We start from the raw sequence: 11,609 nt of genomic DNA on the forward strand, positions 1-11,609 counted from the left end.
TTGAAAACCATTTGACTAAATAAAAAAGCGGTGTCACTCTTCTGTCATCCAGGGGGCTTTTGACATGGCTTTGCGTGGCACCAATCAAGAATCAGGAAGGCCGTATAATCGGCGGATCGTTTTGGAATCGATCCGGCTGCATGGGCCGACAACACGCGGCGATGTGGCCGAACGGGTGGGCCTGACGGTCCAGACCGTGTCCACCATTGTGCGCGAACTTGAGGATCAGGGGCTTCTCCTTTCGGTACGGGAAAAACCGAAGGGACGTGGCATTCCTCCATCGGCACTGACCATCAACCCGGAAGGCGGCCATGCTGTCGGCATTCACCTGACACCGCTCGGCATTGAAGCGGCACTTGTCAATCTTCGTGGCGAAGTGGTCGAAAGCCGCCAGCGCCCGGCGCCGAATGCCATGCCGGACAAGGCTTTTGCCTTGATCGGCGAGATGGTCGCAGACCTGAAGGCAAGCCCGCGCCAGGGCCGGTTGCTGGGTGCAGGTCTGGCTCTGCCTGGCCCGTTCGATGTGGACTCCATGAGCTTCGTTGGGCCGACCACCATGGCGGGCTGGAAGAATGTCGATATCCGTCAGCGGCTTGCCGATGCGACGGGTCTGCCAGCCTTCATGGAAAACGACATGGCAGCGGCTGCTTTGGGCGAGCAGCTTTATGGTCTCGGGCAACAGTTCTCGGATTATTTCTATCTGTTCTTCAGCGTCGGTCTGGGTGGTGCCATGATGCATGACGGTATCGTCATGCGGGGAGCCTGGGGCAATGCCGGTGAAATCGGCCATATCGCCGCCATTCCCGATGGTGAACTGTGTCATTGCGGCAATCGTGGCTGCCTGGAGCGCTATCTGTCGCTCGATGCATACAAGAGAAGTGGTTTGTCTGAGGAAGCTTGGGTCGATGCGATTGCGCCGATTTTCCGCAGCGCTGTCCGCACGATCGAGAACCTGTTCGACCCGGAAACCATCGTGCTGGGCGGACTTGCGCCGCAGTCCTTGATTGAACGGCTGGCAACGCTGAGCGACGGTCTCACCAACTCGATTTCCGCCCGCACCAATCGCACCGTTCCACGGGTTGTTGTCGCCAGCGACTGTCAGCGCTCGGCGCTGCGAGGGGCTGCGGCCCTCGCGGTCTTCGGTGTTCTGTCGCCGCGCTTCGGTCAGATGTTTGAAACCTCAGAGAAAGGGATTGCCGTATGACCGAAAAACTCCTCGTCCTCGACGATATCCGCATGAATTTCGGCGCAATCGAAGCCCTGAAGGGCATCAGTTTCTCCATCGGCAAGGGCGAAGTCGTGGCCCTGCTCGGGGATAATGGTGCGGGAAAATCGACACTGGTGAAAATCATTTCGGGCGGCTTGCAGCCGACCTCGGGACGCATGCTGTTTGAAGGCGAGCCTTTTCAGGCAAAGACGCCCGCCGAGGCCAAGGGTGCCGGTATCGAAACCGTCTACCAGGACCTGTCGCTCTGCACCAATGTCGATGTGGTCGGCAATTTCTTCATGGGCCGCGAGCTGACCCGCAAGGTGGCGGGCATTCCCTTTCTGGATGAACGCGCCATGGAGGACATTACTGCCAAGGCGCTGGCCAGCGCCGGCACCCGTATTCCCTCCATGCGCACCAAGGTCGAACATCTGTCCGGCGGCCAACGCCAGGCCATCGAGCTCAACCGCTTCGTGCATTGGGGTGGCAAGCTGGTCTTGCTCGATGAACCTTTTGCAGCGCTTGGTGTTGAACAGACCCGGCGTGGGCTGGACATGATCCGTCATGTCGCCAGCCAGGGCATCGGTGTCGTCATCATCACCCATATCATGCAGCAGGCCTTTCAGGTCGCAGATCGCATTGTCGTTATCCGCCACGGTGTTGTTGCCGGAGATGTGGAGCGAAGCCAGACAAGCCCGGATGCAGTGATCGAAATGATCACAGGGCAAACCCTCGCCGGAGCCGGACCGGTGAGCAAATAAAAATGAAAAGGGGTCCGGTGAACTGGAGAGAAACCAATGAAACGACTATTGACAGTCTTGCTGGGCATTCTGATGCTCAGTCTTGCGGCGTGGACATCGGCTGCCGCCCAAACGAAAGGGATGGTTTATTACCTCGTTCCGACCTTGCTGGATGAATTCCAGACAGGCTCGGTGAACGCGCTGAGCATGTTCCTGGGGCAGGTCGGCTATGAGATGAAAACACTCAATGCTGACAACAAGACAGATGCCCAGCAATCGCAGATGAATGACGTGATTGCGCTGAAACCCGCAGCCATCATCCTTGCCGCGGTAGACTTCAATGCGCTCAAGCCGTCGATTGAGGCTGCGCGCGCAGCAGGCATTCCCGTCGTTGAATTCGACCGGCAGATCACATCGACACCCTCGGATTTCACCTCGGTTGCGGGGACGGTCGAGATTGGCCATATCGCCGGTGACCACGCGATCACTTTGCTCAAGGGCAAAAATGGCGATGTGAAGGGGAAGATCCTTCAGGTTCTCGGTGATCCCGGCGATCCCTACACGCTCGATATCCAGAAGGGTTTCGAGGAAAAAATGAAGGCCTTCCCCGGCGTCAAAATCATCTCGGTACCCGCCGTGCAGTGGGAAGCCAGTGCCGCCGGAACAATCGTTTCCGACCAGATGCTTGCCAATCCTGACATCGATCTGATCTTCCTGCATGCCGCCCATCTCTCGGTCGCTGCCGTTGCCTCGCTTGAGGCTGCCGGCAAGAAGCCGGGCGACGTGATGTTGATGAGTTCCAATGGTGCGCCCGTTGGCCTCGACCTGATCCGTAAGGGCTGGCTGAATGTCGAAGTCGAGCAACCGCTCTATGCACAGGCAGCGGCGATTGCGATGTTCATGGACAAGGTCGTCGGCAAAAAGCCGATCAAGGCTGGAGACTATGATGTGCTTGGGCTGAAGAGCGTCGTGACCATGGAAACCTGGGGACCGAACATCAAGATCCCTGGCTCTGCCATCACCAAGGAGAATGTCGATAACCCATCCTTCTGGGGAAATCTGAAGCCGCCGACAGCTGCGATCAAATCCGTCGAGTGAACGGCCTTCATTCCGGGGCCTGATGGCCCCGGATTCCCCTTCTCCAATCCGGATTTGCCGCATGACGCCTCATACACGAAAAACTCTCGAATTCGTCCTCGACAATCTCGTCTGGTTCATGCTCATCCTCGTGCTGGCCATGTTCTCGGCGCTGATCCCGAACTATTTCCAGATCGGTATCTTCACCAATATCATTGAAGCATCGAGCGTATTGGGTGTGATGTCGATTGGTCTCGCCCTGGTGATCATCACCGGCCATATGGATCTGTCCGTCGAGTCGGTCGCAGCACTGTCGGCCATGGCGGTCGGCATTCTGTTCTGCTCGGCAGGCATCGGGCTTGGCATCAAGCTTTCGCCCGAGTGGTTGATGGTGCCTGTCTCGCTGCTGGTGGCCTGCGCCATCGGCGGATTGATCGGGCTTATCAACGGCGTTCTCGTCGTCAAACTGAAGATGAGCGCTTTCATCATCACGCTCGCCTCCTTCATCTGGGTGCGCGGCATCGTGCTGGCCGTTTCCGGCGGACGTTCGGCCCAGGATCTCGCCCCAGCCATCCGCTGGTTCGCCATCGAGCGCTTTCTCGGCATCCCCATGACAGCCTGGATCGCTATCGCCTGCTTTCTGATCTTTTCGGTGATGATGGCAAAGACGCCGTTTGGCCGCCATCTGGTGATGATCGGCGGCAATGAGACGGCTACCTTTCGGGCTGGCATTCGTGTCACCCGCAATCTGATCATCGCCTTCGTCATGGCAGGCGCCATTGCCGGTCTTGCCGGCTGGCTGCTGGCGGTTCGCACATCGGGCGCCACGGCCAATCTCGGTGTCGGCCTGCTGTTCAATGCCTTTGCAGCGGTGGTGATCGGCGGTGTCAGCCTCAAGGGCGGGGTTGGCGCTTTGCCGGGCGTCTATGCCGGGGTACTGCTACTCTCTTCCATCAATACAGCCATCAACCTGATGGGGCTGCCAGCGAATTACACCCAGGTCATTCATGGTTTCCTGGTGCTGGCAGCCGTTCTTCTCGATACGTTCAAACAAAGGCTCCGCCAGAGGCTCGCATGACAGACAGATTGAAAGACAAGGTTGCACTGGTGATTGGTGCATCACGTGGTATCGGCAAGGCGATTGCCGTGCGTTTCAAAGAGGAGGGCGCGAAACTCGTGCTGGCCGATTTCAACGGGGAGGAAGGCAAGGCCGCAGCTGACGAACTCGGCATCGATTTTATCCGCACCGATATCGCCAGGATGGAAGACGCAATTGCCGCCGTGGAGTTCACCGTTGAACGCCATGGGCGGATCGATATCATCGTGCAGAATGCTGGCATCTATCCCTGGCAATTGATCGAACATACCAGTCCGGATGATTGGGATCAGGTCATGGCCGTCAACCTGCGGGGCTGTTTCAATGCCGCGCGGGCGGCGCTCACGCCGATGAAGGCGCAAGGGTCAGGGCGCATCCTCTTTACCTCATCGATCACCGGTCCGCATGTCACAAGTCCCGGCCATGGCCATTATGCGGCAAGCAAGGCTGGTATCAACGGGTTCATTCGCTCGGCCGCACTTGAGTTCTCGTCCTATGGCATCAATGTCAACGGTGTCGAACCGGGCAACATCATGACAGAGGCTATTCAACTGCATCGAAGCGCCGCCTTCATCAAGAATATGGAGGATGCAATCCCGCTCGCGCGTCTTGGGTCACCTCGGGATGTTGCCAATGCATTTCTGTTCCTCGCCTCTGATGACGCGAGCTACGTGACCGGCACGACCATCGTTGTCGATGGGGGGCAACTTTTGCCGGAAGGAGCCGACTTCAGGATCCTGCCATCCTGATCGGATTTCCGTCTGCACTGATGTCCATTCTTACAGGATGGGCGTCACAGAACCTGGATCAATTTGGCAAGAAGCCGGTCCAAGCGGACGCGTTCAGGCGCAGAAAGGCTGCGAATGCCGTCCAGAAAATGCGAGGACCTGGCCACCTGAACCCGGGTCTCTCGCAACAGCTTTTCACCGCTTTCGGTCATTTGCACATAGACCGTCCGTTTATCTGACAGAGACGGGACGCGCTCGACGAACCCTTTGTCTTCCAATCTGGTGATGCGGCCTGTTATAGCCCCTGTTGTGACCATGCAAAGCTCGGCAAGATCGCTTGGCCGCAAACGGTAGGGTGGGGACTGATGCCGAAGATGGGTGAGAACATCGACTTCCCCTATGCCGATATCGAATGCCACCAGCACCTCTTCCAGGGAGGCCTGGTCCAGGAGGTAGAGATGCCGAAGCCTCATGGCAATCGCGATGGGACTGCTGTCTTCTCCCGGGAAGTCCTTTTCCCATTGGCTGATGAGGTCCGAAAACAATCCTTCGGCTTGTGGCATTGCGCTTCACTTTTATCTCATGACGAAAACACGTCATTTTCTGACGTCCTAAACTTCTTAATGTTTTCGGGCGCTTCACGCAATGCGCCATAAGAACGCGACCCCTCCAAACATTTTCAATTGACGAAAGTTATCTTAGTGCTAAGATACTTCTAAGGAATATGGAGGAGATATTCGATGGTTTCGAGTTCGGCGAAGCTGCATGATCTGGAGGAGGGATCAGCAGCAAATTTTCCTGATATTGATAATTTGAAGACCGCGTTTGGCCAGCTTCCATCAGGCGTTGTCATTGTGACGAGCCAGGGTTGTGGCGGTGAAATGGTCGGTGCAACTGTGAGCAGTTTCACCTCTTTGTCATTCACGCCCCCTCTCGTCATGCTTGGTTTGGCGCAAAGTTCCACAACGCTGTCCGCCATCCTGGACCATGGGCATTTCGCGGTCCATGTCGTCGCCGAGCCGCAGCAGGATATTGCTATGCGCTTTGCGTCCAGCCGTGCAGACAAGTTCAGCGATATCGATTTTAAATTATCACCCTCCGGCGTGCCGATTCTGAGTGAATTCGACACGTGTTTTCACTGTGCCCTTGAGCGGGCCCAGTCGGAAGGGGATCATCAATTGCTGATCGGCCGAATTGTCGATGTATCGACAGTAGAGCGGGACACAACGCCCGTCGCCTGGTTTAATCGGCGTTTTCACATCTGCGAGCCACGGCCAGTTGCTTAGTTTTGGCGCCTAAATTTGTCGCCCAGATTTTCTTCAGGAAAAGTGCAGCTACTTTTTCTTGAAAAGACAAACGAAAACAACAGACTTTAGTGCATCAATCCGAACCCGGCCGTCGCCGTGCTTGGAGACATTCGCTCAAAAACATCAGGTACACGATGGTATGGATGGCGTGCTTGCGTCAGCGCCATGGTCGTGCGCACTCGAAAATTCCAGTTTTAAAGTGAGGAAATCCCATGGAAATGAACGCAAAGCAGTTTGACTATGTACTGCCCAATCCCCCCATCTCTCCTTATAGCACCGAGGTTGGTCGCGAGATCCGTGCCAAGGCTGCGGCATTGGTGCCACTCTTGCGCAAACACGCCCAGGAAGGCGAGGAATTGGGTGCCCTGGCGCCTGAAAGCTTGAAAGCCCTCAGCGATATCGGTGCGTTCAAGCTTACATTGCCAACGGATTTTGGCGGACATGCGCTCGGAGCGCGCGACGTGGTTGAAATCGTCACGGAATTTGGTAGAGGCGATGGTGCGGCGGGCTGGATGGCATTTGTCGCCGGTGGCCTTCGCAATATCCTGGCGTTTCCCGATCAGGCTGTGAATGAAATCTTTGCGGATGGGCGTGACTGGGTTGGCCCACTGGCCGCCGGAGCGTCGATTTTTGCCACCAAGGTTGGTTCGGCGCGCCGGGCCGAGGGCGGCTGGATGGTCAGCGGTTCCTGGCATTTCGGCAGCGGCTGCAAACATGCCAAATGGATTGCCGTTGGTGTCGATTATGAGGTTGCTCCAGGCCATATGGGCCGTGCTATGGCGGTTTTGAAGGCCGAGCAGGTCAAAATCATCGACAACTGGCATGTCATGGGCATGAAGGCCACGTCCTCCAACAGCCTGACAGTGACCGAAGAGCAGTTCGTTCCCGATCACCGTTTTATGGACATGGCCGATTTCCCCGTTCGCATGGATGGGACACGCAAGCGGTTCCAGGGCTTTGCCAGCAAGTTCGATGGCCGTGGTCTGATGATCATGACCAATCTCACCCATATGGCGATTGTGCTGGGGATGGCTCGTGGTGCGCTGGAATCCTACATCGATATGGCGAGAAAGCAGCAACCCTTCAATCTGCCTTATCCCCGGGTGGCCGAAATGGCATCGACGCAGGTCTGTGCTGCAAAAGCCTATGCGATGATCAAGATGGCGGAAACCACCGCTCTTTGCGCTGCTGATCTTCTGGATCGCCACGCAACGGAAGGGCGCGAGGTCTCAGAGGAGCTGGAACAGGCGACGATGATGGAAAACGTCTACGCCGCGCACACCTTGGACAATGCCGTCAGCATCCTGCAGCTCAATATCGGCTCGGCAACCGCTCATGAGAGCAATCCATTCCAACGGTTCGTGCGCGATATCCGGGTGGCAATGCTGCATGGGGCGGTCAGGCTGGAGCCAACGGCCGAGATTTTCGGTCGGCGGATGATGGGCCTTGCTCCATTCTCGATGTTTGCAGGTGGATTGCCTGATCGCGCTGCTTAGCCCGCGACGGATTTGAGCTGTAGGCGGGCTGTGGAGGCGGCCCGTCGACGGTCAACAAGAGGAGGATTTTTTATGCAGTCGAATAAGACGCATGCCCCTGCCAATTTTCGGGCAAATAAAGGTTTCGAATACAGTTTTCAGGCTGCCAAGGTGTTGGGCGCGCTATGGGCAATCGTGCTGCTGGTCTTGGCGGTGCCAAGTATCGGTACCGCGGTCGTCAACGCCCGAATGATCACCGATCTCAATATGGATCGAGCGGTTTTCGGTATGGGCTTTGGCCTTTTCGTGATGATGATGGGTTTTCAGGCCCCTGTCGTTGCAGTGCTGATCCGCAAATTCGGTTATCGGTCAACAGTTGCATTCGGATGCCTGGTGCTGTTCCTGGGGTCGGCTGCCATGGCGACTGTCGTGCATAATGGCTGGCAATATGCCGTGGCTTTTGGTCTATTGGCCGGTTCCGGCGTCTGCATTGCCGGCATGCTGCCAGCCCAGACCATCGTGACGAGATGGTTTCATGCACGCCGGGCCTTGGCTGTCTCCATCGTATTTTCAGCGGTCGAAATTGGCGGTTTCTTTTCTCCACCGGCGCTTGAAAGACTGATGGCGATATCAGGCGATTGGCGTACAGCGTGGTGGCTTATTGCCGGATCGGCGCTCATTGCGATGATAACCGCCTATGTAGCGCTCGATGAGCGGCGGGTCGAAAATTACATTTCCCGAAATCCTGCTCCTTCCTTCGCACGCGAAAACAGCAAGGTGTTCAAGAGTTCGGTTCATTGGACGCTGCGTGAAGCACTGGGAACGAAGGCTTACTGGCTTATTCTGACCTATATGAGCATTGCCGGGGTCGCCTGGATCTTCCTGATGGCTCATGGCGTGGTGCATCTGCGTGATGTCGGCTACTCGCCTGCTGAAGCCGCTAACGCCGTCGCGGTCATTATCGTCGCCTCCTTCATTGGCAATATGACCGCCGGTTTCCTGGGGGATCGCATTTCACCATCATTGATCTCTGCAGCAAGCATGGTGTTGATTATTTTCGGCTTTTGCATGGTCATCAAGCCCGTAGGCTTTACCGGTATCCTGCTCTATGCGCTTCCTGCCGGCATTGGCTACGGTGCCTCGCAGGTCTGCCTGATGGCTCTTCTGGGCAATTATTTTGGCAAGGCATCGTTTTCCGCCATTCTGGGTTCGATGATGCCGGTATCGACGCTCTGCGCGGCGATTGGCGCGGGGTCGGCAGGGGCCGTTTTCGATCAAACCGGTACATATGAATGGGTGTTTATCACAATCATCACCCTGTGCGTGGTCGCGTTCTTTGCCATTCTTGCAGCATCACCACCGCAAAACCGGGGCAACAAAGAGGAGGTCTCCGGCAGTCCAATCGCAGCGGAATAACAAATGATAAAAATGGGAGGGTGACAATGCGAACTTTAAATCTGCTGGCAGTGCCTTTGCTGCTTGCATCCTTGATGCCTGCCGCAGCAGCCGATACGGCACTGCCGTCGAGCGACACACCACCTGGCGAGGGTGCCATGCCCGGTCCGGTCTATTCCGGCCCCTTGGCCAGCGTGGGGAGAACTCTTCATGACAATGGTATCGATCTTCAACTCGATTTTGTCGATTTCTATCAGAATGCCCCCTCTTTTGGGGCAGCAGGTGGCTCCTCGGCCAATTACGGGATGTTCATTTTAGGCGTTACCGGCAATCTGACACCTGATCTTCGGGTCAATCTGATCGAGACCATCAACGCCCCGACTCACAATGTTGACAATTACCTGTTTGATCTTTCGAATGCCTTTTTCCCCGTCCCTATCGTCAATTCGGATACGGATCTGACCCGTTTAACCATTGAGGGCGACCTTTTTAATGACCGGCTGACCGTTGAAGCAGGACGGATGGGTCTCAATCGCGATTTTATGAAAAAGGGGTTTTGCGGTGGCATTGGCTGCGTCCCCTCAACGCCGGCAATCACCCTCAACATGCCAGGCGAAGCACTGTCTGTCTGGGGTGGGAGACTGGCCTATCGACTCGATCAAACAACCACGCTGGGATTTGGAGCCATCGAGGACAATTCGGACAATTGGCAGAATGGCGATGGATGGGATTGGGGAACCGGTGATTCAAAAGGTTATATAGCCATTGCCAATATCAGTCATGATGAAACCTTCATGCAAAATGACAATCCTCTGAAATACGAGGTCGGTGCCTATCACCGCTCCACGTCTTACGAGGATGCGCTTTACAATAGCGGTTGGGGTAATCCGACATATGGAGCTAATACCAGGATTGTTAATCATGACGGCGGAACGAGCGGCGTCTACGGGCAGGTTCGCAAAGTCGTGTGGAGTGCGCCATCCGCTGGCCCGATTCCTGAAAACCTGGCTGTCTATGGTGGTCTTTTCCATACGTTCGGCGATGGACAAGCCTATCCATGGGAGGCCTATGCCGGTGTCGAATATTCCGGGTTCTGGAAGCAAAATCCGCTCGCGACAGTTGGGGCCTCCGTTCACTATATCCGCTTGAGTGAAGAGCGCGCGCAGTATGAACAGAATGCCCGGCGGTTCTTCTCGGGCGTCAATCAGAAACAGCCGCAGGACACGTTCATGGTCGACGTGCATGCGAGTACAGGATTCTTCGGCAACGGGATTCTCGATTTCGGTGCCGCCTATATTATCAATCCCAACAATTCCATTCTGGCTGATTACTCAACCGGAAGAGAAAAGAACGGTGTCGTCATTTACGCGGCATTGGCTTTCGACCTGGGCGGCAGCCTCGGTCTTTCCCCCCGCAAGGGGCCCTGAGCCTGGTTCGATCTGAACCGGCGACACTTTCACAATCACTTTATCAAGAGGAGATCGACGTCATGCACGACACGAAGAGCCATGACCATGCGAAACTTGAACGCCACAAGCATCTGGTCCGGGAGTTTTACCGCCGGGTGTTCGATGGCCAGAACCCGGCAGCCGTCAAGGATTTCGTCACTGAGGATTATAAGCAGCACAGCCGCCATATTCCGACCGGTCGCGAAGGCTTGGAACGGTTTGTGCAATCGGTATTTCCAAATGGACCAGTCCCGGAGCCGGCGGAGATGCGCATCCCTCCCGCTTTCATGGTGGCGGAAGGCGATATGGTCGTGGTCGCCGCCTATCTGCCGCAGCCTGACCCCGACAAGCCGGGCGAAACCTACGACTATTTCGTTTTTGACGCCTATCGGCTTCGGGACGAGCGTCTGGCGGAGCATTGGAGCGGCGTGAACAAGATCGCGCCCCCAAAACAGCCCTGACGGCACAGCGGTATGCTGTCACCGCAGGCAGCATACCGGCAACCATCGATCACCATTCATCAGGATTACAGCATGCAACTCTACCATACGCCCGGCACCTGCTCCACCGCATCTCGCATCGTTCTGCAAGAGGCCGGGATCGCCGCCTCTTCCGTTCCTGTTAATCTCAGGGAGAAGATCCTTCCAGATGGAACGAGCTATCTCCAGGTGAACCCGAAGGGCCAGGTTCCGGCCCTTGTACTCGATGATGGCGACGTGCTGACGGAAGGCGCGATCATCCTGCAATATCTGGCCGATCAGGCCCCGGAAAGTGGCCTTTTGCCACCGCCCGGCGATCTTGCCCGCTACCGCGTGCTGGAATGGACCAATTACGTGGCAACCGAATTGCACAAGACCTTTACCCCCCTGATGCGGCCAAACACACCTCCGGACTTTGCCGAAATCACCAAAACGGCCTTGTTGCCACGGGTTTTCGGCACGCTTGATCGCCGTCTGGGGCTAAGCGACTATCTCGCCGGGGCAACATTTTCGATCGCGGATGCCTATGCGTTCGTCATTCTCGGATGGGCAAAGCTGCAGGCCATTGATCTGGCCGCCTGGCCGAACATCCAGGCCTATCTCAAGCGGATTGAGAGCCGTCCATCCGTCCAATCGCTACAGTAAGTGGAGAAAGCC

Annotated in this window: 12 protein-coding genes; 11 read left to right on the forward strand and 1 reads right to left on the reverse strand. The window is 56.3% G+C overall.

What is annotated here, in order from left to right; genetic code table 11:
- Nucleotides 1-64 precede the first annotated feature (64 nt).
- From G6L01_RS19165 to G6L01_RS19185, 5 genes are all read left to right on the forward strand, one after another.
- On the forward strand, nucleotides 65-1,204 hold the full coding sequence (locus G6L01_RS19165; RefSeq protein WP_070168011.1) for an ROK family transcriptional regulator: 1,140 nt from the start codon (nucleotides 65-67) through the stop codon (nucleotides 1,202-1,204).
- The gene (locus tag G6L01_RS19170; RefSeq protein ID WP_070168012.1) at nucleotides 1,201-1,968 is read left to right on the forward strand and encodes an ATP-binding cassette domain-containing protein; all 768 of its coding nucleotides are present in this window, start codon (nucleotides 1,201-1,203) and stop codon (nucleotides 1,966-1,968) included. Before G6L01_RS19165 ends, G6L01_RS19170 begins: the two co-directional genes overlap by 4 nt.
- A 36-nt stretch (nucleotides 1,969-2,004) precedes the next feature.
- A complete protein-coding gene (locus G6L01_RS19175; protein ID WP_071207160.1) occupies nucleotides 2,005-3,045 on the forward strand; it encodes a sugar ABC transporter substrate-binding protein in 1,041 nt (346 codons plus the stop codon).
- Nucleotides 3,046-3,106: 61 nt separating this feature from the next.
- The gene (locus tag G6L01_RS19180) at nucleotides 3,107-4,102 is read left to right on the forward strand and encodes an ABC transporter permease (RefSeq protein WP_070168016.1); all 996 of its coding nucleotides are present in this window, start codon (nucleotides 3,107-3,109) and stop codon (nucleotides 4,100-4,102) included.
- Nucleotides 4,099-4,869, forward strand: coding sequence for an SDR family NAD(P)-dependent oxidoreductase (locus tag G6L01_RS19185; protein ID WP_070168017.1), 771 nt, complete (start codon nucleotides 4,099-4,101; stop codon nucleotides 4,867-4,869). Before G6L01_RS19180 ends, G6L01_RS19185 begins: the two co-directional genes overlap by 4 nt.
- 44 nt (nucleotides 4,870-4,913) lie before the next feature.
- On the opposite strand, the gene G6L01_RS19190 is transcribed toward G6L01_RS19185, so the two are convergent.
- The gene (locus G6L01_RS19190; protein ID WP_070168018.1) at nucleotides 4,914-5,411 is read right to left on the reverse strand and encodes a MarR family winged helix-turn-helix transcriptional regulator; all 498 of its coding nucleotides are present in this window, start codon (nucleotides 5,409-5,411) and stop codon (nucleotides 4,914-4,916) included.
- A gap of 177 nt (nucleotides 5,412-5,588) precedes the next feature.
- Between G6L01_RS19190 and G6L01_RS19195 the strand changes: the two genes are divergently transcribed.
- From G6L01_RS19195 to gstA, 6 genes are all read left to right on the forward strand, one after another.
- Nucleotides 5,589-6,134 carry a flavin reductase family protein gene (locus G6L01_RS19195; protein ID WP_070168019.1) on the forward strand — a complete coding sequence of 182 codons (546 nt, stop codon included), beginning with the start codon at nucleotides 5,589-5,591 and terminating at the stop codon, nucleotides 6,132-6,134.
- 233 nt (nucleotides 6,135-6,367) lie between these two features.
- Complete coding sequence (locus G6L01_RS19200; protein ID WP_070168020.1) at nucleotides 6,368-7,651, forward strand: acyl-CoA dehydrogenase family protein; 1,284 nt, start codon at nucleotides 6,368-6,370, stop codon at nucleotides 7,649-7,651.
- A gap of 72 nt (nucleotides 7,652-7,723) precedes the next feature.
- Nucleotides 7,724-9,046: an MFS transporter gene (locus G6L01_RS19205; protein ID WP_174089289.1), complete on the forward strand. Its 1,323-nt coding sequence runs from the start codon at nucleotides 7,724-7,726 to the stop codon at nucleotides 9,044-9,046.
- A gap of 74 nt (nucleotides 9,047-9,120) precedes the next feature.
- Nucleotides 9,121-10,452: a carbohydrate porin gene (locus G6L01_RS19210; RefSeq protein WP_234892369.1), complete on the forward strand. Its 1,332-nt coding sequence runs from the start codon at nucleotides 9,121-9,123 to the stop codon at nucleotides 10,450-10,452.
- 62 nt (nucleotides 10,453-10,514) lie between these two features.
- On the forward strand, nucleotides 10,515-10,934 hold the full coding sequence (locus G6L01_RS19215; protein WP_060717227.1) for a nuclear transport factor 2 family protein: 420 nt from the start codon (nucleotides 10,515-10,517) through the stop codon (nucleotides 10,932-10,934).
- A gap of 72 nt (nucleotides 10,935-11,006) precedes the next feature.
- Entirely contained in the window at nucleotides 11,007-11,597 is a 591-nt protein-coding gene (gene gstA, locus G6L01_RS19220) for a glutathione transferase GstA (protein ID WP_070168054.1), read from the forward strand.
- The last annotated feature ends 12 nt before the right edge of the window (nucleotides 11,598-11,609 follow it).

The sequence above is a fragment of the Agrobacterium vitis genome (genome assembly GCF_013337045.2).
Classification (GTDB): Bacteria; Pseudomonadota; Alphaproteobacteria; order Rhizobiales; family Rhizobiaceae; genus Allorhizobium; species Allorhizobium vitis_B.